Origin of the sequence: uncultured Roseovarius sp. (genome assembly GCF_947259555.1) — a bacterium.
GTDB lineage: Bacteria > Pseudomonadota > Alphaproteobacteria > Rhodobacterales > Rhodobacteraceae > Roseovarius.
On the sequence record NZ_CAMYMD010000072.1, the window covers coordinates 1 to 23,558 of the forward strand.

The following is a 23,558-nucleotide window of genomic DNA, read 5'->3' on the forward strand; positions in this document are numbered from 1 at the left end:
ATGCCAGCCAAACACTCCCGCGTTTTCAATGGCTTGAAACGTTGCAAAAGCGCCCGCCCGAGGGGGCGGTCGGGCGCTGCGCGGCGGTGCCTGCGGCACCTTGATTCCGCGCATTGGTGCTGCACTTGAACGGCGGCTCCAGGCCAAAAATCGCGCCCCCCGACCGTTCAGCCGTCGCCTTTGCCTGCCTCTTTCTCAGCCTTGAATTTCTTGAGCTTGTCCATCAGCAACGCCCGCGCCTTGATATTGGCGCGGCGCACGCGGACGGCGGTGAGAAACGCCTCTTCGGCGGTCTGCGAGGTCGCCCCGAGCACTTTTTGAAGGTCGGTGACCAGATCCTCGTTGCCGGTGGCCTCGATCGCCTTGATGACGTCGCGGGCCAACTCGTCTGCAAGATCCTCGGTAACACCCATTGGCCCGCTCCTTACCGCGTGCTCTCGGTGAGGCGGCGTTTGACATAGGTGGTGACAGAACCCATCAGATCATCCATATGCGGCTCCTTGAAGAAGTGATCGGCGCCTTCGACTTCTTCATGCGTGATCGTGATTCCCTGCTGTTCGTGCAACTTGCTCACCAGCGCGGACGTGTCAGAGGGCGGAGCGACACGGTCATGGCTGCCATTGATGATCAGACCAGACGCGGGGCAGGGGGCGAGAAAGCTGAAATCATACATGTTGGCCGGCGGCGAGACCGAGATGAAACCGGTGATCTCGGGGCGGCGCATCAGGAGCTGCATGCCGATCCACGCCCCAAAGGAAAAGCCTGCGACCCAGCAATGTTTGGAATTGTTGTTCATGGATTGCAGGTAATCGAGCGCCGAGGCGGCATCACTCAACTCACCAACGCCCTGATCATATTCGCCCTGGCTGCGCCCGACTCCGCGGAAATTGAACCGCAGGACGGTGAATCCCATGTTGTAGAACGCGTAATGCAGGTTGTAGACAACCTTGTTGTTCATCGTGCCGCCGAACTGCGGATGCGGGTGCAGGACGATAGCGATCGGGGCGTCCTTTTCCTTTTGCGGATGATAGCGGCCTTCGAGACGGCCTTCGGGGCCGGGAAAGATTACCTCGGGCATGGGTTCCCTTTTGTCCTTGTCGAGGCGCGCGGGCATCAATCTTGACGACTTCGCTCAAGCACCTTAGAACATTTCTAAATTGTGGTCAGCGCCGGAATGGCTCAGAGCGAGATAAGCCTTGCGCATCGCAAGGTCAATCTGTTCGCGAAGGGAGGGGTCAATGAAACTTAGTACCAAAGGCCGATATGCGATGGTGGCTCTGGTCGACATCGCGCTGCAACCGCAGGGCACGGTGATCACGCTTGGCGACGTGTCACGGCGTCAGGATATTTCCCTGCCTTACCTCGAACAGCTCTTTGTCAAGCTGAGGCGCGCTGATCTCGTGGCGTCGGTCCGGGGGCCGGGGGGGGGCTATCGCCTGACGCGACCGGCGTCTGAAATTCGCGTGGCGGATATTCTTGCGGCGGTCGACGAGACCATAGATGCCTTGCACAAGGGGGCTGGCGCGTCAGGAGGGGCCAGCGGCTCGCGGGCACAATCCATGGCGAACCGGCTGTGGGAAGGGTTGAGCGCGCAGGTCTATGTGTTTCTGCATCAGACACGGCTGAGCGATGTTGCGGGCAATTCGCTGGCCCCGTGCCCGGCGGTGCCGCATCTCTTCTCGGTGGTTGACGAGGACTGAGGCCCGTGGGGCAGGTGGGGGCCAGCCCCCAACACCCCCGGGATATTTTTAGCCAGAAGAAACGGCAGGTATGAACAGGGTCTATCTCGATTACAACGCAACGGCGCCGCTGCGCCCCGAGGCGCGGGCGGCGATGATCAACGCGATGGATGTCCTTGGCAATCCGTCGAGCGTGCACGCCGAGGGGCGCAGCGCCAAGGGATTGATCGAGCGGGCGCGCGGACAAGTTGCTGCGGCCTTTGGTGCGGAGGGGGCGGATGTCATTTTCACCTCCGGCGCGACCGAGAGCGCGGCCCTTGCCTGTGCCGGTCGTGGATTGCATGGAGCCGCAATCGAGCATGATGCGATTGGGGCATGGGTCAGTGATGATCTGCCCGTCGACGCACAGGGACATGTGCACGTCTCCGACCCCGCGCGCGCGGTGCTGCAAATGGCCAATTCCGAGACGGGCGTGATTCAGGACCTGCCCGAGGGACTCGCCGTCAGCGATATGACGCAGGCGTTTGGCAGGCTTCCTTTTGCATTCAATTGGTCTGGTGCACAGATGGCGCTTTTGTCGGCGCATAAACTGGGCGGCCCCAAGGGCGTGGGCGCCCTGGTTATTCGGCGCGGCACCGACCTGGCCGCACAGATAAAAGGCGGCGGGCAGGAAATGGGCCGTCGTGCCGGCACTGAGAACGTGATCGGCATCGCAGGATTCGGGGCCGCCGCAGAAGCCGCATCGCGCGATTTGAGCTCTGGAATCTGGTCCTCTGTCGAAAAACTTAGAAACATTCTAGAAAATACCGTTGCAGACTTTGCGAATGAGACTATTTTTGTCGGGAAAGCCGCGCGACGGATGCCGAACACCAGTTGCTTCATCGCTCCGGGATGGAAAGGCGAGACTCAGGTGATGGCCATGGATCTGGCGGGGTTTGCCATATCTGCGGGCAGCGCCTGTTCGAGCGGCAAGGTCAAGGCGAGCCGTGTGCTGGCCGCCATGGGAATTGACGAGGACCGCGCCGGCTGTGCGATACGCGTATCGCTGGGACCGCAGGTGACGGAAGACGAGATCATGCGCTTTGCCGAAACATGGTTGAAGCGGTGGCAAAAACATCAGGCCCGGATGGTCTGAGACGAAGGGAGAGAGCCGATGGCTGCTTTGGACGACACAGAGGTCAAGGAAGGCGTTGATCAGGGGACGGTCGACGCGGTGCGGCAGGTGGGCGGCGCCTACAAGCACGGCTGGAACACCGATATCGAGATGGATTATGCACCCCTCGGCCTGAACGAGGACATCGTGCGGCTGATCTCGTCCAAGAACGAAGAGCCCGAATGGATGACCGAGTGGCGGCTGGCGGCCTACCGGCGCTGGCTGGAAAAGACCGAGCCCAACTGGGCGATGGTCGATTACCCCAAGATCGACTTTCAGGCGCAGTATTACTATGCGCGCCCCAAGAGCATGGCCGAAAAGCCCAAATCGCTCGACGATGTCGATCCCAAGCTGCTGGACACCTATGCCAAGCTGGGCATTCCGCTGAAGGAGCAGATGATCCTTGCCGGGGTCGAGGGGGCCGAGGAGGCGCCCGCCGAGGGCCGCAAGGTGGCGGTCGATGCGGTGTTCGATTCGGTTTCTGTCGGCACCACCTTTCAGGCCGAGTTGCGCAAGGCGGGCGTGATCTTTTGCTCGATCTCCGAGGCGATCAAGGAGCACCCGGAACTGGTGAAGAAATATCTCGGCTCAGTGGTGCCGGTCAGTGACAATTTCTATGCCACGCTGAATTCGGCGGTCTTTTCCGACGGCTCGTTCGTCTATGTGCCGCCGGGCGTCCGCTGCCCGATGGAGCTGAGCACCTATTTCCGGATCAATGCCGAAAATACCGGCCAGTTCGAGCGCACGCTGATCATCGCCGACAAGGGGTCGTATGTGAGCTACCTCGAAGGCTGCACCGCGCCGCAGCGCGACGAGAGCCAGCTGCATGCCGCCGTGGTCGAGATCATCATCGAGGAAGATGCCGAGGTGAAATATTCCACGGTGCAGAACTGGTATCCGGGCGACGAGAACGGCAAGGGCGGGATCTACAACTTCGTCACCAAGCGCGCCGATTGCCGGGGCGACCGGGCGAAGTGCATGTGGACGCAGGTCGAGACCGGCTCTGCCGTGACGTGGAAGTATCCGTCCTGCATCCTGCGCGGCGACGAGAGCCAGGGTGAGTTCTATTCCATCGCCATCGCCAACAACCACCAGCAGGCCGATACCGGCACCAAGATGATCCATCTGGGCAAGAACACCCGCTCGCGCATCGTCTCGAAGGGGATCAGCGCCGGGGTGGCGCAGAACACCTATCGCGGGCTGGTGTCGATGCACCCCAAGGCCAAGAACAGCCGCAACTACACGCAATGCGACAGCCTGTTGATCGGTGACAAATGCGGGGCGCATACGGTGCCTTACATCGAGGTCAAGAACAACTCCTCCCGCGTGGAGCATGAGGCGACCACCTCGAAGGTCGATGACGACCAGATGTTCTATTGCCGCTCGCGCGGGATGGACGAGGAAGAGGCGGTGGCCCTCGTGGTCAACGGCTTCTGCAAGGATGTGTTGCAGGCGCTGCCGATGGAGTTCGCCATGGAGGCGCAACAGCTGGTTGCGATCTCGCTTGAGGGGTCGGTGGGGTAACCGATGCAAGACCCGTTTCCCATGCCGATGGGCGATCGGCCCCGGGCCAGTGTGCATCGCCGCGCGCATGTTGGGCGCGCGCGGCGCGACAGGCACGCGAGGCAGACGTGCAGCGAAAGATCGCAGAGATGAAGAGACGGGAAAGTCTAGTTGAAGAGTGACCGGGTTTGAGGAAATGTCGATGATCATCACCACCACCAGCACTGTCGAGGGTCACAGGATCACCGATTATCGCGGCATCGTCGTGGGTGAGGCGATCATGGGGGCAAATGTGTTTCGGGATTTCTTCGCGCAGATCACCGACGTGGTCGGCGGGCGGTCGGGGGCTTATGAGAGCAAATTGCAAGATGCCCGCGAAACGGCCATGCGCGAGCTTGAGGAGCGGGCGGTGGTGCTTGGGGCCAATGCCGTTGTGGGCGTTGATCTCGATTACGAGGTTGTAGGGGATTCGATGCTGATGGTTTCTGTCAGCGGTACAGCGGTGGTGTTGGACTGATATGAGTGAAGAATTGACCATGCAGAGGCCTGAGCTGACCCTGCCCGAGGACGAGGCCGCACATCTGCGCCAAGCCTATGAACGTGCCGAGGTGATCCTCGAATACGGCTCTGGCGGGTCGACCGTCATGGCTGCGGACATGCCGGGCAAGCGCCTCTTTTCGGTCGAGAGCGACAAGAAATGGGCGCGGATGATGCGCGACTGGTTCGAGCAATCCCCACCCGCGACGGGCAGCGAAATAGAAGTGATCTGGTCTGACATCGGGCCGACCAAGGCCTGGGGGTATCCCAAGGACACGAGCGGTTGGCAGCGTTATGCCCGCTATCCGCTCGATGTCTGGAGCCGGTCGGATTTCGTGCAGCCGGACGTGGTGCTGGTCGATGGCAGGTTTCGCACGGGCTGCGCGATGGCAACGGCATTGCGGTCGTCGCGGCCTGTCACGCTGCTTTTCGACGATTACGTGCCGCGGCGGCAGTATCATAAGGTCGAGCGCTTTTTCGGACCACCGAAGGCGATAGTCGGACGCATGGCGGAGTTTGACGTGGCCCCGATGACACTGAACCCCGACGATCTGGTGAAGATCATAGAGATGATGACGCGGCCCTGACGCCGCCACGACATGAAAAGGACGGAAAAATGTTGGAAATCAAAAACCTGCACGTTGATCTTGAAGAAGAGGGCAAGACCATCCTGAAGGGCGTGGACCTCACGGTTGAGGCCGGTCGCGTGCATGCCATCATGGGCCCGAACGGCTCTGGCAAATCAACTCTGAGCTATGTTCTCTCGGGGCGTGACGGCTATGAGGTGACCGAAGGCTCGGCCACGCTCGACGGTGTAAACCTTCTGGATCTCGAACCTGAGGAGCGCGCGGCAGCCGGTCTCTTTCTGGCGTTCCAATATCCGGTCGAGATCCCCGGCGTGGGCAACATGACGTTCATGCGCACCGCCGTGAATGCCCAACGCAAGGCGCGTGGCGAAGAGGAAATGAGTGCGGCTGATTTTCTCAAGGCCGTCCGGGAGAAAGCGAAAACACTCCAGATCGACGCGGACATGCTCAAGCGTCCGGTCAATGTGGGCTTTTCTGGCGGTGAGAAAAAGCGCAACGAAATCCTGCAAATGGCGATGCTTGCCCCCAAGATGTGCATTCTGGACGAGACCGACTCGGGCCTGGACGTGGATGCGATGAAGCTCGTGGCGGATGGCGTGAACGCGCTGCGCGACGAAGGGCGCGGCTTTCTCGTGATCACGCATTACCAACGGCTGCTGGATCACATCAAACCGGACGTGGTGCACATCATGTCCAATGGCCGCATCATCAAGACCGGTGGCCCGGAGCTGGCCCTTGAAGTCGAACAGAGCGGCTACGCGGATCTCAAGTCGGAGGTGGCGTAATGGCGGTCCCGCAGACAAAACAGACCACAACCGAGGCGCGCCTTGCGGGCGCGGCCGTACCGGTGGGGGCTGGGTGGATCACGTCGGCGCGTGAGACGGCGCTCACGCGTGTGCGTGCGATGGGCCTTCCGGAGCGGCGCGACGAGTACTGGAAATTCACTCGTCCCGACAGCCTGACTACACCGGAGGCCCCGCAGGCCGCGGTTTACGACGGCTCGGACGAACCTGAGATGTTCGGCAATCTGGATCGCTTGAAGATCGTTTTCGTGGATGGTGTGTTCGATCCGGAGGCGAGCGACGATCTGGCGCTGGAAGGCATCAATGTCGAACGTCTGAACGACGCTGCGCAACGCGATATCCATTGGGCAAAGGACCTCTATGGCTCACTTGAGGAGCGGGGACAGACTCCGGTGCCGCGTCCGCTCGCATCGCTCAACACCGCGCTTGCGACCGATGGCCTTCTGATTCATGTGACGGGTCGGGCCTCCAAACCGGTAAACTTGATTTATATCCATAAATCAGAGACGTCTGATGCACTCTTGCATCATGTTGTGAAGCTGGATGCAGGCGCGGAACTGACCGTTCTCGAAAACGGCCCCGCGGCGGCGCGATTCAACAAGGTCATGGAGGTGGACGTGGGCGATCGCGCGACCTTCCACCATGTGCGCACGCAGGGCCGTGACCACGAGCGGCGCGCCGCGACGCATGTCTTTGCGCGCCTTGCCTCGGAGAGCGTGTTCAAGTCCTTTACCATGACGGCCAATGGTGTGATGACACGCAACGAATGCGTGATCGAGCTGACCGGGGACGACGCGACCGCGCATGTTGCGGGTGCGGCCATGGGCGATGGCGACTTTCATCAGGACGACACCGTTTTCATCACCCATGATGCTGAACGCTGCGAGAGCCGTCAGGTCTTTAAGAAAGTTCTGCGAAATGGCGCGACCGGGGTGTTTCAGGGCAAGATCCTCGTCAAGCCCGGCGCGCAGAAGACCGACGGCTATCAGATCAGCCAATCCCTGCTTTTGGACGATGACAGCGAGTTCCTCGCCAAACCCGAGCTTGAGATCTACGCCGATGACGTTGCCTGCTCCCACGGGTCGACCTCTGGGGCCATTGATGAAGATGCGCTCTATTATCTTCGCGCGCGCGGTATCCCCAAGCCGATTGCCACTGACCTCTTGACCCTGTCGTTTCTCGCAGAGGCTGTCGAAGAGATCGAAGACGAGAGCCTGCGCGACGAAATCACGACGCGTCTCGAGGCGTGGCTGGGGCGCAGGCGCGGCTGATGCCGGTCACACGCGACATCGTCGCCACCTATCGTGGGCCGCGGCGAGTGATGCGGCGCCTGCTGGACATGGGGCAGCGCGAGGATCGTGCTTTGGTTATGCTGATTGCCGCCTGTGTCGTTGTATTTGTCGCGCAATGGCCTCGCCTCGCCCGTGAAGCTCATTTGACCGGCGAGGCGCTCAACCCGCTATTGGGGGGCGCGCTGTTGGCATGGGTCTTTATCGCGCCCCTGTTGCTCTATGCGCTTGCCCTCCTGAGCCACGCGATAGCAAAGGTGTTCAAAGGGGCGGGCACGGCCTACGGTGCCCGACTGGCGCTGTTCTGGGCCTTTCTTGCCGCGAGCCCGCTCATTTTGTTGCACGGGCTTGTTGCCGGGTTTATCGGTCCGGGTGCAGGTTTGCAGCTCGTGGGCTTTGTGTGGTTCGCGGCGTTCGGATGGTTCTGGCTGGCCGGGTTAATCGAGGCGGAATGGAGCGGCAGATGACACAAGCGCAATTCAAGGCGCTCTTGACCCAGACCTTGTTTGCCCCGCGCGAGGCGGCGCGGGTCTTGATCGGGCTTGGCTTGCCCAAGCAATGGCTCTGGATGGCACTGGCGCTCATGGCTGTGCTTAATTCCATTGTCTATTCGGTGACGCTCCAGATGTCACCGCCGAGCGATCCGATGTCGATGGCCATGATGCCCCCGGCGTTCCACTCGCCGTTGCTCTTTACACTGTTCCTGTTCGGAGCCTTGGCCATCACGGTGCTGGCGCTCTACTGGGTGGGGCGGATGCTGGGCGGGCAGGCAGGGTTGAGCGATGTCCTCGTTCTCGTATGCTGGCTGCAAGTGCTCCGCTTGATCTTGCAGGCTGCGGTTGCGTTTCTGGTTGTGGTGCTGCCAACGCTGGCGGCCTTGTTGATCTTTGTGGCGTCGCTCTGGGGGATTTACATTCTGATCGGTTTTGTCGATTCAGCGCACAGGTTTGAAAACATGCTCAAATCCGCCGGCGTGATCCTGTTGTCCCTTGTCGCCATGGCTGTCGGGCTAAGTGTCCTGCTGAGCATGATCGGAGTAGCTGCGATGGGAGGGGCATGAGATGCTCGACATAGAGAAAATACGTGCCGACTTTCCAATTCTTGCAAGAGAAGTGAACGGCAAGCCGTTGGTTTACCTGGATAATGGTGCGTCTGCACAAAAACCTCAGGTGGTGATCGACGCGATAACGACCGCCTATTCACATGAATATGCCAACGTGCATCGGGGCCTGCATTATCTGAGCAACCTTGCGACCGAGAAATACGAGTCAGTGCGCGGTACCATCGCGCGTTTTCTGGGGGTCGCGGATGAGACGCAGATTGTGCTCAATTCCGGAACCACCGAAGGGATCAACATGGTCGCCTATGGCTGGGCCATGCCGCGAATGGAAGCGGGTGATGAGATCCTGCTCTCGGTGATGGAGCATCACGCCAATATCGTGCCCTGGCATTTCCTGCGCGAACGGCAGGGCGTGGCCTTGAAATGGGTGGATGTGGATTCGCGCGGTCACCTCGATCCGCAAAAGATCATCGACGCGATCACGCCGAAAACCAAGCTGATCGCAATCACCCATCTTTCCAATGTTTTGGGCACCAAAGTTGACGTAAAGGCGATTTGCGATGCCGCACGCGAGAAAGGCGTGCCAGTCTTGATTGACGGCTCTCAGGCCGCGGTGCACATGCCGGTGGATCTAGACGATATCGGCTGTGATTTCTATGCGATTACGGGGCACAAGCTCTACGGTCCGTCCGGCTCTGGCGCGATTTTCGTCAAGAAGGAGAGGCTGGCGGAAATGCGCCCCTTCATGGGGGGCGGTGACATGATCCGAGACGTAAGCAAGGATGAGGTCACATATAATGACCCGCCGATGAAGTTCGAGGCGGGGACGCCCGGCATTGTCCAGACAATCGGCCTCGGTGTGGCCCTCGATTACATGATGGGCGTGGGCATGACCACGATCGCGCAGTATGAGGACGATCTGAGCCGCTATGCGCAGACACGCTTGTCCGGGCTTAACTGGCTGAGCGTGCAGGGTACGACACCAGACAAGGCGGCGATCTTCTCCTTTACGATGGAAGGCGCGGCGCATGCGCATGACATCTCGACCATCCTCGACAAAAAGGGCGTTGCTGTGCGGGCCGGGCATCACTGCGCCGGACCGTTGATGGATCATCTGGGCGTTACGGCCACCTGTCGCGCCTCGTTTGCGATGTACAACACCCGCGCCGAGGTCGATTCTCTGATCGACGCGTTGGAGCTCGCCCATGAGCTGTTTGGCTGATTTTACGATTGCGGCGTTAGGCGCGCCCCGCTATACGTCGGCCAAAGTGGACCCATAGCTCAGCTGGATAGAGCGCTGCCCTCCGAAGGCAGAGGCCGTAGGTTCGAATCCTACTGGGTCCGCCAATTCTCGTGAATTCAGCACCTTATGGCCGCATGAAACGTTTTTGCGGTTCGAGGGACAAGCTCTCGGGCCAACCGAAGAAATACTCGACACCGGCAATGATCGCGGTGATGGCAATCACGATCAGAACAAGCCGCACCCGCGCAGGGCTGGGTGGATGACGTGCCCACCTTGCCATGCGAAGAAGCCAGTAAATATTCAATCGTCCGTAAACCGCACCTTGCCGATATAGGGCAGGTTGCGGTCGCGTTGCGCATAGTCGATACCGTAGCCGACGACGAACGCGTCGGGGATTTCGAAGCCGATCCAGTCGGCACGAATGTCAGCTTCCCGGCGTGAGGGCTTGTCCAACAGCGCGATCGTCCGAAGGTTGTGCGGGCGTCTGCTGCCCAGCAGATGCAACACATGGCTGAGTGTATGGCCCGTGTCGACGATATCCTCTACAACCAACACGTCACGCCGCTCAATGTCGCCACGTAAGTCTTTGAGAATTCTGACTTCCCTACTGCTTTCCATGGAGTTTCCATAAGAGGAGGTCTCGACGAAGTCGACTTCTACCGGCAGATCCAACTCTCGAACGAGATCGGCAATAAAGATGAATGAGCCCCGTAGGAGCCCGACCACCACGAGTTTCTGTGTGCCAGCATATTCTCTTTCGATTTCATGCGAAAGCTCCTCTATCCTGGCCGCGATGCTCTTGGCCGAGATGAGTTTGTCGATAACATATTTCTGCTGCGGCATGTCACCCCCTTGAAACTTTGGGTGCAGTCTAGGAAAAAGTGCGCCACTGTCACGCGTAATCAGAGGCCAGGATGCCGTCACATTCAGAAACACGCGTCCTTCGTTATACGGCGGATCAGATGTATGGGCTGGTTGCCGATGTGGCCAGTTACCCAGAGTTCTTGCCCTGGACCGCAGCGGCGCGTGTCCGCAGCCGGACGGAGCAGAGCGATGGCTCTGAAGTCATGCAAGCTGATTTGGTCATCAGTTTCAAGGTCTTCCGTGAGCGTTTTGGCAGCCGCGTCGTGCTCTGGCCAGAGACCAGGCGGATCGAGACCGAATATCTCGACGGGCCGTTCAAACATATGCGGTCCAATTGGACGTTTCGCGACGTCGAGACCGGTTGCGAAGTGCATTTCGATGTGGATTTTCAATTCAAGAACAGACTGTTGCAATCCGCTGCTGATCTGTTCTTCTTTGACGCGATGAAGCGCATAGTGCGCGCCTTCGAAGAGCGGGCCGATGCTCTTTACGGCACGGTGTGATGCGCCGGTCGACTCTATTCTTCGAGCGCGCGTCTTAGTAAACTGATCGCATGATCTCTTGAACGCTCGCGCACTTTGGCGCGGCCCAACGCACCGTAATCGCGTGTCTCTGTCAGGGTGTCACGCCCGTTCATTGCAAGACCGAAGCAGACGCGCCCCTCGGGCTTGTGCTCTGAGCCGCCGGGACCGGCAATACCGGTGATGGATACGGCAAGGTGCGCGTGGCTATGGGTGAGGGCTCCGTCGGCCATTTCGCGCGCGACCTCCTCCGACACGGCGCCATGGTCCGTGAGGGTGCTGGCAGATACGCCTAGCATCTCGATTTTCGATTGGTTTGAGTAGGTTACAAAGCCACGTTCAACCACGTCGGACGAGCCGGGAACGTCTGTCAGAGCGGCCGCCACCAAACCGCCTGTACAACTCTCGGCCGCGGCAATCATAACGCCACGCGCGCGCGCCAGATCCAGGACGTGGTTTGCGATCATAGCCCGAGCACCCCGTGATAGAACCCGGCCGCGAGCATGACGCATGCAGCGGCCAAAAGGCCGGCCAGCATGTCATCCAGCATGACGCCCAACGCGTCGCCGCGACGGTCGGCCCAACCGATCGGGCCGGGCTTCCAGATGTCAAAGAGCCGAAAGGCCAGAAATGCAAAAACAAAGCCCGGCCAGAGGCTTGAGATATCCGCCCCGGCATGGCTCGCGCCGATGGACACGGGAAGGAAGGCGAGCCATTGGCCCGCCACCTCGTCAATCACGATCTCGGACGGGTCCTTGTCTGAATTTTCTTTTGTTTCCAGCTCTGTCGCCCACCATCCTAATGTGAAGACAACGATAATAGCCACACCCAAGGCCAAAGGCCCGCCAATTAGGTGAATACCCCATGCGACAGGCAAGGCCGCGAGCGAGCCCCATGTGCCAGGGGCCGGGCGCAGATGTCCGATGTAGAAAAACGTGGAAATCAAATGTGTTACGCGCATGTCTTTACCAATGTGACGGTGGCTTGGGCGGCGATGCCTTCTTGGCGACCGGTGAAACCGAGACGCTCGGATGTCGTTGCCTTGACCGATATGCGGTCCGACGCGACGCCCGTTATTGCGGCGAGCGCGGATTGCATGGCGGTCGCGTGGGGTGTGATCTTGGGCTGCTCACATACAAGAGTGATGTCCAGGTTATTGATTTTAAATCCTTGCTCCCTGGCAAGACCAACAGCGTGCCGCAAGAAGATGTGGCTCTGTGCGCCTTTCCATTGCGGGTCGGAGGGCGGGAAATGACGCCCGATATCGCCTTGGGCCAGGGCGCCGTATATGGCGTCCGTGAGCGCGTGCATCCCGACATCCGCGTCGGAATGACCGGCAAGGCCCCGATCATGCGGGACGGCGACGCCACATAGCATGCAATGATCTCCGGGGCCGAAGCGATGGACATCAAACCCGGAACCGACACGTATATCCATGCGATCTCCAATTATTCTTTCGGCCCGCGCAAAGTCGGACGGGTGGGTGATCTTGAGATTGTCCTCGTCACCGTCGATGATCGACACGTCGAGGCCCGCGGCGCGCGCGATGGCCACATCATCCGGCGCATCGCCTTGATGGGCGCGGTGCGCCGTGAGAATGCTGTCGAAGTGAAAGGCCTGAGGCGTTTGGGCCCGGTAGAGGCCGACACGGTCGCGCATGCCGGTGACACGGTCATTCTCGCCGGTCCAGAGCGCGTCTGTCACCGGCAGGGCGGGGGCGAGACCGGGGGTTTTGCCGTCTCGCACATGCTGAACAATCGTACTGATGAATTCAGGTCGAGCACAACAGCGCGCCACGTCGTGGATGAGCACACAGGCCGGCGGCGACGCGGCCAGAAACTCCAATCCGTTGCGGACCGACGCGGCGCGGGTCGATCCGCCGGTCGTGACCTCGACCTTTGCATGTGGCACAAGCTGCATGAGATCGTCGGCATGCAAGACCACCACGATACGGTCGATCCCGGGCGCCGCAAGAAAGGCGTCGAGTGTCCAGTCGATCACCCGACGGCCCGCGAGAGGCTGCCACTGTTTGGGGACTGGCCCTCCGGCGCGTGTCCCCCTGCCAGCGGCCACAATGAGGGCAGCAGTTGTCATGCCCTTTGATTAAGCCGCGTTTTGGCGAAGCGCAATGGCTGAGCAGGCGCCTAATTTTTAGGCGCCACACAGTGTTGCGGCTGTTATTTAGGCCCTTGAGCATTGTTCGGCACGGAGTTCATGGCTAGAACATCGGTATCGCACAAGGATTAGGCATCTAAATGCTCACGATCGGCAACAAACTGATTTCGATACCGGTGCTTCTGGCCCCGATGGCCGGAATAACGGACCTGCCGTTTCGCAAGGTTGTGGCGTCGTTCGGGGCCGGTCTCGTCGTCAGCGAGATGGTGGCCAGCCAGGAGATGGTGCAGGCCAAGCCGTCGGCGCGCGGCAAGGCAGAGCTTGGGCTCGATGTCGAGGATACGGCGGTGCAACTTGCCGGATGTGACGCTCATTGGATGGCCGAGGCGGCGCGCATGGTCGCAGATCGGGGCGCGCGGATCATCGACATCAATATGGGATGTCCCGCCAAGAAAGTGGTGAGCGGGAAGGGGGCCGGCGCCTCGGGTTCGGCGCTGATGCGCGATTTGGATCATGCTCTGCGTTTAATCGAGGCTGTGGTGCATGCGGTTGATGTGCCGGTGACCCTCAAGACACGGCTGGGCTGGGACGACGCGCGTCTCAACGCCGCCGATCTGTCCCTGCGTGCCGAGAGAGCAGGTGTGCGCATGGTCACCATTCATGGCCGCACGCGCTGTCAGTTCTACCGTGGCGCCGCCGATTGGGGGGCCATTCGGGGGATCGTCGATTCCGTGAGCCTGCCGGTCATCGCCAATGGTGACATCATTGACGGCGCGACGGCCCGCGAGGCGCGCGCTATGTCCGGGGCCGCGGGGGTGATGATCGGCCGAGGTGCGCGCGGCCGTCCATGGCTGCTGGCAGAGGTTGCGGCGGCGTTTGCCGGAACCGATGGCCCGGTCATCCCGGAGGGCCGCGCGCTTGCTGATCTCGTGGCGGGTCATTACGAGGCGATACTCGACTTTTACGGCCCCGACCTTGGCGGCCGGATCGCGCGCAAGCATCTCGGGTGGTACATGGATCACGCCCGAACCGCGGCTGCGCTGCGGCGCGAGGTGCTGACGGCAGAATGTCCGCGGACGCTGCTCGCGTTGTTGCCCGATGCGATGGAGAGTGCCACGGCGCCACAAGGCGCGGTGCACGATATCGGCGACAAGAGGGCAGCGGCATGAGCGCAGAAGAGGCTGTCTGGACCTCGCTCCCGGTGCCTGCGTTGTTGCTTGACGCCGAGGATCGGATAACCCGTATAAACCCCGCTGCCGAAGGCTTTCTCATGTCATCGGCGCGGGCCCTAGTGGGGCAGCCGGTCTGGGACAGGTTGGCGGTCAATGCCCCGCTTGAAGAGGCGTTCGAGCGGGCCCGCAGCAACAATGCGCCGCTCTTTGTCAACGATGTGGATGTTGGCACCGGTGAACGCACGCCAATGCAGTGCAACCTGCAAATTGCGCCGATCGGCGTTGGCCCTGGTCATATGATCATGCTCATCAGCCCGCGCGAGCTGGCCGGGCGAATGGTGCAGAACAGCAGCGTCAAGGCCGCCGCCAAATCCGCCATCGGCATGGCGGAGATGCTGGCGCACGAGATCAAGAATCCGCTGGCGGGCATCACTGGTGCGGCGCAACTCTTGTCGATGACGCTGGGGCCGGATGATCTTGAGTTGACCGATCTCATCGTCAGCGAGAGCCGTCGCATCGTGGGTCTGCTCGAGAGAGTGGAGCAGTTTGGCAATATCAGCGCACCGGACATGCGTCCCGTCAACGTGCACGATGTGCTGGATCGGGCCCGCCGCTCGGCGATGCTCGGGTTTGCCGCGCATATGGCGCTGGTCGAGGATTATGATCCGTCCCTGCCGCTCGCGCTCGGCGATGCGGACCAGCTTTTGCAGGTCGTGCTCAACCTCCTGAAGAATGCCGCCGAGGCGTCGCAGGGCACGCCGGGCACCATCCGGCTGCATACCTATTACGAGCAGTCGCTGCGTGTGCGCCGCGGCGAAGGCAAGGGCAAGGCGCTGCCGCTCCAGATCGAGATTATCGACGACGGCCCCGGCTTGCCGCCGGAAATATCCGATCAGGTGTTCGACCCATTCGTGTCCGGGCGTGAAAACGGCACCGGTCTGGGGCTGGCGCTCGCGGCCAAGATCATCTCGGACCACGACGGCTGGATCTCGGTCAGCTCGGTCCCCGGACGAACGGTATTTCGTATCTCGCTGCAACGCGCGGCAGACGACACAATGGAGGCTTGAGCATGGATGGCACGGTACTGGTCGCCGATGACGACCGCACGATCCGCACGGTTTTGACGCAGGCGCTGACGCGGGCGGGGTGCCGGGTGCATGCAACGTCCAGCCTTACGACGCTGATGCGGTGGGTCGGGGAGGGCAAGGGCGATGTCGTCATCTCGGATGTTGTGATGCCCGACGGGAACGGGCTGGAGATGCTGCCCAAGATCGCGCAGGACCGGCCCGGGCTGCCGGTGATTGTGATATCCGCGCAAAACACGATCATGACCGCGATCAAGGCCGCCGAAGCCGAGGCCTATGACTATCTGCCCAAGCCCTTTGATTTGCCCGATTTGATGAAACGCACTGCACGCGCGCTTGAGGCGCGCACGCGCCGCCCGATCCGGGACGCCGAACAAGAGCGCCCCGAGGAATTGCCGCTGATCGGGCGGACGCCTGCGATGCAGGCGCTCTATCGGGTCGTGGCCCGGATCATGAATACCGATCTGCCGGTGATGATCTGCGGTGAATCGGGCACGGGAAAATCATTGATCGCCAAGGCGATCCATGACTTCTCTGATCGCCGCACGTTGCCGTTTGTAACAGTCACGCCCGGCGACTTGAGAGAGCTGGATGGCCCCTCGCGGGTGATGGCACGGGTCAAGGGGGGCACCGTCGTTCTGGACGAGGTGACCGATCTGCCGACCGAAGCGCAGGGCCGCGTGGTGCGGATGATGGACGCGCCCGGCGATCATGTGCCACGTTTCATGGCCACGAGCCGGGTCCCGCCGGGGCAGGCGCTGGAAGACGGAAGCCTGCGCGAAGACCTCTACTACAGGCTCAGCGGGGCGGTGATCGACGTGCCGGCCTTGCGCGCGCGGGTCGAGGATATCCCGCTTCTGGCAGAGCATTTCCTCGCGCGGGACGAACGCGAGGGGCAACCGCCGCGCCACCTCTCCGAGGAGGCGGCGGAACTGATGCGCGCCTATAGCTGGCCGGGCAATGTGCGGCAGCTCGAAAACGCGGTGCGCCGGATTGGCCTCACTGCTATGGCCGAAGAGATCAGCCGGGCGGAGGTCGAGGGGGTTCTTGGCAATCAGCCGCGTGCAGAGCCGGTCATGCGCGAGGGGCGCGGCGAGAGCCTGACTGCCTCGGTGGCCGGGCATCTGCGGCGGTACTTCGATCTGCACGGGGATGCGCTGCCGCCGCCGGGGCTCTATGCCCGAATCCTGCGCGAAGTGGAACTGCCTCTGATCGAGATCGCTTTGGATGCGACAGGCGGAAATCAGGCGAAATGTGCCGATCTTCTGGGAATAAACCGCAATACATTGCGCAAGAAGATCACAGATCTGGATATTAACGTGACACGCCGCCGTAAGTTGATGTAAAACTGCAACAGACCTGTTGCCGGGGTGTGTCTGCGCACCTGAAAGGCCAACATGTTGCGGGGCGAGAGGGCTGCCCCACGAGCGAATGGGGGGCGTGCGTGGCAACACAGACACGCAATATGCGAGGCAGGCGGTTGTCCTGGGAGGGAATCACCCGCCTGCGGCGTTTGCAGCGTCTACAGAACGGCGCGACACTCGGGCTGGTCCTGCTGGGGCCTGTTCTTGCGCTCATGACCTATCTGATGATGGGGCCGCTGGACCGGGGGGCGTCCTCGAACGGGCTGCGGCTCGTGTTGCTGTGCGACATGGTCTATGTGCTGATGGTCGCCGGTCTGGTCATGCAGCGGGTGGCACGGATGGTGGCGGCGCGGCGCAGCCGGTCGGCGGGGTCGCGCCTGCACCTGCGCCTGACCGGTGTTTTCGCGCTGATGGCGCTCTTGCCCACGATCACGGTGGCGGTGTTTGCGACCTTGTCCGTCAACATGGGGCTGGAGGCTTGGTTTTCTGACAGGGTGGGCCGCGTTGTCGACAGCTCGGTTGCCGCGGCGCAAGCCTATGAAGAGGAGCACCGGCGCGATCTGGTTACCGATACACGGGTGCTGGCGCGAGTGATCAACGCCACCAAGAGGGCGGCGGTTTTCATGTCCGATGGCGATATTCGTCAGGTGCTGTCGTCGGGACAGCGCGAGATCCAACGTGGGCTGCGCGAGGCATTTGTGATCGACGGATCGGGCGAAATCCGCGCACGCGGCGAGCGGTCTTATCTCTTTGATTATGAAAAACCCACGCCCGCACAGATTGAAGAGGCCTATGAGGACGGGGTTGTCGTGATCCGAGACTGGGCCAATGACGAGTTTCGCGCACTGATGCCGCTCGATGACTTGCCTGACCGATTGCTTTACGTCAGCCGCGCCGTCGATGGCGCGATTCTCAACCTGCTTGATGAAACGCAGGAAACGGCCAACTTCTACAAGCAGCGCGAAACCGAGCGGGGCCGGGTCCTGTTCGAGTTCGGCCTTCTTTACCTCGGTTTCGCGGTGATCCTGATTCTTGCGGCGATCTGGCTGGGTATGTGGTTTGCCGAGCGATTGTCGCGCCCGGTCGGGCGGCTGACATCCGCCGCGCAACGCGTGGGCGACGGTGATCTCGACACGCAGGTGCGCGAGGAGGAGGGCGATGACGAAATCGCGCAGTTGAGCACCTATTTCAACCAGATGACCCGCCAGCTCAAGGGGCAGCGTGAGGCGCTGCTTGCCAACACCCAGCAGATCGAGCGCCGCCGCCGGCTGTTCGACTCGGTGCTAGGGTCGGTGTCGTCGGGCGTGGTGGGATTAGATGCCAAGGGGCGCGTGACCTTCGTCAATCGCGCGGCAGAGAGACTCTTGGATTGGCAAGAAGATCAGCAATCCCTCGCGCTGAGTGCCGCAGTGCCCGAATTCGGTGCGCTGTTTGAACGCCTGCGCACGGTGCCGGGCGGGTTTGTTCAGGAAGAAATCAAGGTCACGCGGGGCGCGCGCCAAGAGAATTTGCTGGTCCGCATGTCCACACGGATCAGCGAAGAGGGCCGACGCGAGGGCTATGTTGTGGCGTTCGACGATGTGACCGATCTGGTCAGCGCCCAGAGAATGGCCGCATGGGGCGACGTGGCGCGCCGCATCGCGCACGAGATCAAGAACCCGCTTACCCCGATTCAATTGAGCGCCGAGCGCATCAAGCGCAAGTTTTCCAGGCTTCTGGAGGCCGAGGATGCCGAGAAACTGGAAGAGTTGACCGATGTTGTGGTCCGTCAGACGGGTGATCTGCGCCGCATCGTGGATGAGTTTTCCAAGTTCGCGCGCATGCCGGAGCCGCAAACGCGTCAAGAAAGCCTGAGTGCGCTTTTGCGCGAGGTGGTGCTGTTGCAAGAGAGCGGACAGCCCGACGTCCAGTTCGATCTGGCGCTCGACGAGGCGTCGCTCTGGTCGGACATGGATGCCGCGATGATCGGTCAGGCGTTGACGAATCTGGTCAAAAATGCGGGAGAAGCGATCGAGAGCCTTCAGGAAAAGGGAGCCCCCGATGGTCATCAACCGATGATCCGCATCCAGAGCGGCGCGGAGGGCAACAAGGCGGTGATCCGTATTTCCGACAACGGAATTGGTTTGCCGCAGGACCGTGCGCGGCTCTTCGAGCCGTATGTGACAACGCGGGAAAAGGGCACCGGGCTGGGCTTGCCCATCGTTAAGAAGATCATCGAGGAGCACGGTGGAACGCTTGTGCTCGAAGACGCCGAACCGTTCGCAGAGGGTGCGCATGTCGGGGCCATGGCTGTGGTCCGCTTGCCCCTGTCAGAGACGGTCGAAAAAAGTGTGGAGGCCGATCTGGCCGTATGAGGGACTGATGAGTGATATTCTGATTGTCGATGACGAGCGCGATATTCGTGAGCTGATCTCGGATATTCTGGAGGATGAGGGCTATGGCACCCGTCTCGCCGCGAATTCCGATGAGGCGATGGCGGCTATAACGGCGGAACAGCCGGGGCTGCTGATCCTCGATATCTGGCTCAAGGACAGCAATATGGACGGGATTGATATTCTCAAAACCGTCAAGCGCGACTATCCCGATGTGCCGGTCGTGATTATCTCGGGCCATGGCAATATCGAGATCGCGGTCGCGGCGATCAAGCAGGGCGCCTATGATTTCATCGAAAAGCCGTTCAATATTGACCAGCTGATGGTGGTGATCCGGCGCGGCATGGAGACCAGCCGCCTGCGCCGGGAAAACCAGGCGCTGCGGCGACGCGAGATTGCGCCCTCGGAAATGCTGGGTGAGTCGCCCGCCTTTCGCAATCTGATGAGCCAGTTGGACAAGGTAACCAAGTCCAATGGGCGCGTGATGCTGTCCGGCCCGGCGGGCTCGGGAAAGGAACTCGCGGCACGCTATGTGCACGCCAACTCGGCGCGCGCCTCGGGGCCGTTTGTCACGGTCGGCTGCGCGTCGATTGCGCCTGAGCGCATGGAGGAGGTGCTGTTTGGCCGCGAAAACGAAGAGGGGGCTATCGTGCCCGGCCTTCTGGAAGAGGCCAGCGGTGGCGTGATCTACTTTGACGAGGTGGCGGACATGCCACCCGGCACCCAATCCAAGATCCTGCGCGTCCTGGTGGATCAAACCTTTCTGCGGGTCGGAGGCAGCGACAAGGTGCAGGTCGATCTTCGGGTGATCTCGTCGACAAGCCGTGATCTGGAGGCCGAGATCGCCGCGGACCGGTTCCGGCGTGAGCTCTATCATCGTCTGAATGTGGTCCCGATCTCAGTTCCCAGCCTAGAGGACCGTCGCGAGGATATCCCCGCGTTGGCCGAGCATTTCATCGTGATGTTCAACAAGACCCAAGGGCTCGCGTTGCGCGCATTGAGCGAGGAAGCTGCGGCGCTCTTGCAGACGATGCGTTGGCCGGGCAACGTGCGTCAGCTGCGCAACATCATCGAGCGCGTGCTGATTCTGGGCGAGGGGTCGGGGGCCATATCTGTCGCAGAATTGCCGGGCGAGTCCGGCGGACCGGTGGAAGATGGGCGGGTCGTCCTGTCGGGCGCGATCGCGACAATGCCCCTGCGCGACGCGCGCGAGGCATTCGAGCGTGAATACCTGCTGACGCAGATCAACAGGTTTGGCGGCAATATCAGCCGCACAGCAGAATTTGTTGGCATGGAACGCAGTGCGCTGCATCGAAAGCTCAAGTCGTTGGGTATCGTGACCGGGGCCAAGAGCGGCGGATCGAACGAGGGCGAAGCAGAGACCTCTGAGGCAACGGGGTAAAATTTTCCGCTTAGAGCGAGGTTGCTGGTTGAGTGTTCTGCACTTGCGGTGAAATTCTGGTTTTTGTTCCGCTGCAGGGGGTCCGCATGGTGGGGCAATCCTTTTTTGCTCAAGACAAAGTGAAGCGGCGTCGCGCAGCTTGTTGTTAGGCTGGCACGAGCCTAGATTCTGCGGCAGCAAAAAGGGGATACCTCATGTTTGACATGGTTCGAAAAATTTACCTGGCTGCCGCTGTTGCGGTAGCGCCATTCGCCGCGGGTGCCGCAGGGTTAGGCCCCCTGACCGATGCGGACACGCTCGATCAGGCCATCGCGGCGCAGGCACCTGTGGTGCTCGATATCCGGGCCGGTGCCGCCTATGAGACAGGCCATATTCCGGGTGCCTTGCCGGCACCTTACGGGCTGTTCCGTGGGCCTGCCGACAATCCCGGCGCGCTGGTGAGCGAGGACGCTCTCACTGAGGTGTTGCGCGGCTTGGGTGTCGATACCGACAGCTCGGTCGTGGTGGTGCATCAGGGCAGCAACCAGACCGATTTTGGCGCCGCAGCACGCGTCTACTGGACGTTGAAATCAAGCGGCGTCAGCGACTTGGCCATTCTCAATGGCGGCATGAACGCCTGGGAAAAGGCGGGCAAGCCGGTCGAGAAAGGTGCCGCGCCAGCAGTTGAACCGAGCGCTATCACAGTGAGCTTTGCCGACAAATGGCTCGCGACGCGCGATGACATCAAGGACATCGTCGAGGGGCGCGACAGCGCCGAGCTGATCGACGCGCGACCCGAAGCCTTCTGGAAGGGCGAAACCAAGCACGGTGCGGCGGCCAAGCCCGGCACCCTGCCGCAATCGCGGTACTTCACCCATGACCGCTGGTTTGGTGAGGACGAGCCCGCGCTCATCAAGCCCGAGCTGATCCGTGATCTGGCATCCCGGAACGGGTTTGAGACGGGTGATCGGCTGGTGTCGTTCTGCAATACCGGGCACTGGGCCGCGACCAATTGGTTCGCGCTGAGCGAGGTGGCGGGGATCGACGGTGTTCGCCTCTACCCGGAATCGATGGTCGGCTGGTCGAACTCGGGCTATGAAATGGCCAATGTCCCGGGTCTTTTCCAGAATCTTCTGAACAAGATCACCGGCAAATACTGACAGGAGCACATATCTTGAGCCAGACCGCCGCCGCCTCATCTGCCCGGGTAGACACCGCACCCGGAACCACATCGCGCGCCTTGGCGCTGACAGGGGTTGCGGCGGCGGTGCTGGCTGTCGCGCTGTTGGCCGGGCCGCGTTACGGAATGATCCTGTTGATCGGACTGGGCTTTGGTCTGGCGCTTGAGGGGTTCCGATTTGGGTTTACCGGGCCTTGGCGCCGGATGATCCTTGAGCGGGACGCGTCGGGCCTCCTGGCGCAACTCATCTGTATCGCCATCGTGGCGAGCGTGGCCATCCCGCTTCTGGCGTCCAACGGGGCCGAACTCAAAGGCGCGCATGCGCCCATTGGGCTGGCCATGATCGGCGGGGCCTTTGTGTTTGGGGCATCGATGCAGATCGTGCTGGGCTGTGGCTCTGGTACGCTGGTCAATGCGGGCAGCGGCAACGCCGTGGGGGCTGTGGCGCTGCCCTTCTTTGCCATCGGCAGCTTTGGCGGGGCCTACCACCTGACGTGGTGGACCAATCTGGGCAGCCTGCCGGTGGTGACGCTGGACGGAGGGCAGGGGCTGGCGATCACTCTTGTCGCCCTGACCACAGTGGGCGCATTGGCGCTGGTGCTCGGCAAGCGTGGCTCGCACCGGCTGCCGGCGCGCTATTGGGGCGCGATCCTCGCGCTTGCCGGGCTGGCAATCCTTCACCTGATGATTGCAGGGCAACCTTGGGGCGTGGTGTACGGCTTGGGGCTCTGGGTTGCAAAGGCGGTTGTTGCCGCGGGGGGCGATCTTTCGGGCTCGGCGTTCTGGTCGGCACCGGGCAATCAGGCGCAGCTTGCGGCGAGCGTTCTGACGGATATCACATCGCTCACCGATTTCGGCTTGATCGGCGGGGCAGCACTTGTCGCGTGGTGGCGCGCCGGTCTGGCCTCTCCGGTGGGGCTCTTGCCCGCGCGGGCATGGGGGGCGGTGATCATTGCCGGGCTCTTGCTGGGCTATAGCTCACGACTGGCCTTTGGTTGCAATATCGGTGCGTTTTTCAGCGGCATTGGCACCGGCTCCGCGCATGGTTGGGTGTGGTTCATCGCGGCTTTTGCGGGGTCTTGGGTCGGTATTCGACTGCGCCCGCATCTGGGGCTGGAGGCCCGCAAATGAAACGCGTCCACGTGACCCTTGTCGTGACCGTGATGTCCGCGCTCTTTGTGGCCTTTGACGCGATGGCGTCGGACCCGCTCAACCCCTATACCGCGCCGCCGCTCTTTGCACTCGGGTCGGGGCTTGCGGCGACGGGCGCGCATTGCGCGGCGCCGCCACCGCCTGCGCAATAGCGGTGAGGCGCTTGTGGCGGGGATCGTCAGAGCTGATGGGGTGGATGGCTCCTGCTTCACCCGGCGTCGCAATGCGCCATAGTGCAGGTGTCGATATCTGCTTTTGAGAGGAGCCAACCAATGCAAGTTACCACAATCGGCCTTGATCTGGCCAAGAACGTTTTCAGGTTCACGGCATTACACAAGACGACGAGGTCGCCTTCAATCGATCTTTGAGATGGGCGCAGTTGTTGCCGTTCTTGTGCAAACTTGAACCCTGTCTGATTGGCATGGAGGCCTGTAGCAGCGCGCATCATTGGGCTCGTGAACTGACGGGGTTGGGCCATGAAGTTCGGCTGATCCCTCC

The 23,558-nt window shown here is 61.4% G+C and carries 26 protein-coding genes, 1 tRNA gene and 1 pseudogene; 21 read left to right on the forward strand and 7 right to left on the reverse strand.

The genetic code is table 11. From position 1 onward, the window contains the following. Window positions 1-167: 167 nt before the first annotated feature. Window positions 168-413, reverse strand: coding sequence for a hypothetical protein (locus tag Q0X85_RS12105; protein WP_297772256.1), 246 nt, complete (start codon window positions 411-413; stop codon window positions 168-170). A gap of 11 nt (window positions 414-424) precedes the next feature. Further along, the gene (locus tag Q0X85_RS12110; RefSeq protein ID WP_297772258.1) at window positions 425-1,078 is read right to left on the reverse strand and encodes an alpha/beta hydrolase; all 654 of its coding nucleotides are present in this window, start codon (window positions 1,076-1,078) and stop codon (window positions 425-427) included. A 160-nt stretch (window positions 1,079-1,238) separates the two neighbouring features. Here Q0X85_RS12110 and Q0X85_RS12115 point away from each other — a divergent pair, with 160 nt between their 5' ends. The 11 genes from Q0X85_RS12115 to Q0X85_RS12165 all read left to right on the forward strand — a co-directional run bounded on the left by Q0X85_RS12115 (window position 1,239) and on the right by Q0X85_RS12165 (window position 9,958). After that, complete coding sequence (locus Q0X85_RS12115) at window positions 1,239-1,700, forward strand: Rrf2 family transcriptional regulator (protein ID WP_297772260.1); 462 nt, start codon at window positions 1,239-1,241, stop codon at window positions 1,698-1,700. A gap of 70 nt (window positions 1,701-1,770) precedes the next feature. Next, complete coding sequence (locus Q0X85_RS12120; protein ID WP_297772262.1) at window positions 1,771-2,814, forward strand: cysteine desulfurase family protein; 1,044 nt, start codon at window positions 1,771-1,773, stop codon at window positions 2,812-2,814. 18 nt (window positions 2,815-2,832) lie between these two features. Next, window positions 2,833-4,356, forward strand: a complete 1,524-nt coding sequence (sufB, locus tag Q0X85_RS12125) for a Fe-S cluster assembly protein SufB (RefSeq protein ID WP_297772264.1) — start codon at window positions 2,833-2,835, stop codon at window positions 4,354-4,356. Between the two features lie 181 nt (window positions 4,357-4,537). After that, window positions 4,538-4,852, forward strand: coding sequence for a heavy metal-binding domain-containing protein (locus tag Q0X85_RS12130; protein ID WP_297772266.1), 315 nt, complete (start codon window positions 4,538-4,540; stop codon window positions 4,850-4,852). Window positions 4,853-4,871: 19 nt separating this feature from the next. Then, window positions 4,872-5,459 carry a hypothetical protein gene (locus Q0X85_RS12135; protein ID WP_297772268.1) on the forward strand — a complete coding sequence of 196 codons (588 nt, stop codon included), beginning with the start codon at window positions 4,872-4,874 and terminating at the stop codon, window positions 5,457-5,459. A 29-nt stretch (window positions 5,460-5,488) separates the two neighbouring features. After that, window positions 5,489-6,244: a Fe-S cluster assembly ATPase SufC gene (gene sufC / locus Q0X85_RS12140; protein WP_297772269.1), complete on the forward strand. Its 756-nt coding sequence runs from the start codon at window positions 5,489-5,491 to the stop codon at window positions 6,242-6,244. Next, entirely contained in the window at window positions 6,244-7,533 is a 1,290-nt protein-coding gene (sufD, locus tag Q0X85_RS12145; protein ID WP_297772270.1) for a Fe-S cluster assembly protein SufD, read from the forward strand. Before sufC ends, sufD begins: the two co-directional genes overlap by 1 nt. Further along, window positions 7,533-8,018, forward strand: coding sequence for a YIP1 family protein (locus tag Q0X85_RS12150; protein WP_297772271.1), 486 nt, complete (start codon window positions 7,533-7,535; stop codon window positions 8,016-8,018). The genes sufD and Q0X85_RS12150 overlap by 1 nt, the downstream gene beginning before the upstream one ends. Next, entirely contained in the window at window positions 8,015-8,611 is a 597-nt protein-coding gene (locus tag Q0X85_RS12155) for a Yip1 family protein (RefSeq protein WP_297772272.1), read from the forward strand. The genes Q0X85_RS12150 and Q0X85_RS12155 overlap by 4 nt, the downstream gene beginning before the upstream one ends. 1 nt (window position 8,612) lies before the next feature. After that, window positions 8,613-9,833: a cysteine desulfurase gene (locus Q0X85_RS12160; protein WP_297772273.1), complete on the forward strand. Its 1,221-nt coding sequence runs from the start codon at window positions 8,613-8,615 to the stop codon at window positions 9,831-9,833. A gap of 48 nt (window positions 9,834-9,881) precedes the next feature. After that, window positions 9,882-9,958 (forward strand) — tRNA-Arg (locus Q0X85_RS12165). Between the two features lie 20 nt (window positions 9,959-9,978). Here the strand turns inward: Q0X85_RS12165 and Q0X85_RS12170 are convergent. Both Q0X85_RS12170 and hpt read right to left on the reverse strand, forming a co-directional pair. Beyond that, complete coding sequence (locus Q0X85_RS12170; RefSeq protein WP_297772274.1) at window positions 9,979-10,134, reverse strand: hypothetical protein; 156 nt, start codon at window positions 10,132-10,134, stop codon at window positions 9,979-9,981. 20 nt (window positions 10,135-10,154) lie between these two features. Beyond that, window positions 10,155-10,697, reverse strand: a complete 543-nt coding sequence (hpt, locus tag Q0X85_RS12175; protein WP_297772275.1) for a hypoxanthine phosphoribosyltransferase — start codon at window positions 10,695-10,697, stop codon at window positions 10,155-10,157. A gap of 71 nt (window positions 10,698-10,768) precedes the next feature. On the opposite strand from hpt, the gene Q0X85_RS12180 reads away from it, so the two are divergent. Continuing rightward, a complete protein-coding gene (locus Q0X85_RS12180) occupies window positions 10,769-11,221 on the forward strand; it encodes a type II toxin-antitoxin system RatA family toxin (RefSeq protein ID WP_297772277.1) in 453 nt (150 codons plus the stop codon). A 14-nt stretch (window positions 11,222-11,235) separates the two neighbouring features. Here Q0X85_RS12180 and Q0X85_RS12185 read toward each other — a convergent pair whose 3' ends face one another. Genes Q0X85_RS12185 through Q0X85_RS12195 form a run of 3 tightly spaced genes read right to left on the reverse strand, consistent with a single transcriptional unit; the run spans window position 11,236 to window position 13,333 of the window. Next, window positions 11,236-11,706, reverse strand: coding sequence for a nicotinamide-nucleotide amidohydrolase family protein (locus Q0X85_RS12185; RefSeq protein WP_297772279.1), 471 nt, complete (start codon window positions 11,704-11,706; stop codon window positions 11,236-11,238). Further along, entirely contained in the window at window positions 11,703-12,200 is a 498-nt protein-coding gene (locus Q0X85_RS12190) for a phosphatidylglycerophosphatase A (protein ID WP_297772280.1), read from the reverse strand. The genes Q0X85_RS12185 and Q0X85_RS12190 overlap by 4 nt, the downstream gene beginning before the upstream one ends. Then, window positions 12,191-13,333, reverse strand: a complete 1,143-nt coding sequence (locus Q0X85_RS12195) for a bifunctional 2-C-methyl-D-erythritol 4-phosphate cytidylyltransferase/2-C-methyl-D-erythritol 2,4-cyclodiphosphate synthase (RefSeq protein WP_297772282.1) — start codon at window positions 13,331-13,333, stop codon at window positions 12,191-12,193. The genes Q0X85_RS12190 and Q0X85_RS12195 overlap by 10 nt, the downstream gene beginning before the upstream one ends. Window positions 13,334-13,494: 161 nt before the next feature. On the opposite strand from Q0X85_RS12195, the gene dusB reads away from it, so the two are divergent. The 9 genes and pseudogenes from dusB to Q0X85_RS12240 all read left to right on the forward strand — a co-directional run. Further along, window positions 13,495-14,523 carry a tRNA dihydrouridine synthase DusB gene (gene dusB / locus Q0X85_RS12200; RefSeq protein ID WP_297772283.1) on the forward strand — a complete coding sequence of 343 codons (1,029 nt, stop codon included), beginning with the start codon at window positions 13,495-13,497 and terminating at the stop codon, window positions 14,521-14,523. After that, window positions 14,520-15,593, forward strand: a complete 1,074-nt coding sequence (locus tag Q0X85_RS12205; protein WP_297772284.1) for an ATP-binding protein — start codon at window positions 14,520-14,522, stop codon at window positions 15,591-15,593. The genes dusB and Q0X85_RS12205 overlap by 4 nt, the downstream gene beginning before the upstream one ends. Before the next feature lie 2 nt (window positions 15,594-15,595). Beyond that, on the forward strand, window positions 15,596-16,957 hold the full coding sequence (locus Q0X85_RS12210; protein WP_297772285.1) for a response regulator: 1,362 nt from the start codon (window positions 15,596-15,598) through the stop codon (window positions 16,955-16,957). 119 nt (window positions 16,958-17,076) lie between these two features. Continuing rightward, a complete protein-coding gene (locus tag Q0X85_RS12215) occupies window positions 17,077-19,329 on the forward strand; it encodes a PAS domain-containing sensor histidine kinase (RefSeq protein WP_297772290.1) in 2,253 nt (750 codons plus the stop codon). Window positions 19,330-19,336: 7 nt separating this feature from the next. Continuing rightward, window positions 19,337-20,749 carry a sigma-54 dependent transcriptional regulator gene (locus Q0X85_RS12220; RefSeq protein ID WP_297772286.1) on the forward strand — a complete coding sequence of 471 codons (1,413 nt, stop codon included), beginning with the start codon at window positions 19,337-19,339 and terminating at the stop codon, window positions 20,747-20,749. Between the two features lie 194 nt (window positions 20,750-20,943). Then, window positions 20,944-21,888: a rhodanese-like domain-containing protein gene (locus Q0X85_RS12225; RefSeq protein WP_297772287.1), complete on the forward strand. Its 945-nt coding sequence runs from the start codon at window positions 20,944-20,946 to the stop codon at window positions 21,886-21,888. Between the two features lie 80 nt (window positions 21,889-21,968). Then, a complete protein-coding gene (locus tag Q0X85_RS12230) occupies window positions 21,969-23,039 on the forward strand; it encodes a YeeE/YedE family protein (protein WP_297772292.1) in 1,071 nt (356 codons plus the stop codon). Continuing rightward, on the forward strand, window positions 23,036-23,212 hold the full coding sequence (locus Q0X85_RS12235) for a hypothetical protein (RefSeq protein ID WP_297772288.1): 177 nt from the start codon (window positions 23,036-23,038) through the stop codon (window positions 23,210-23,212). Before Q0X85_RS12230 ends, Q0X85_RS12235 begins: the two co-directional genes overlap by 4 nt. A gap of 120 nt (window positions 23,213-23,332) precedes the next feature. Next, window positions 23,333-23,558 (forward strand): annotated as a pseudogene (locus tag Q0X85_RS12240) (IS110 family transposase); the annotation flags it as partial.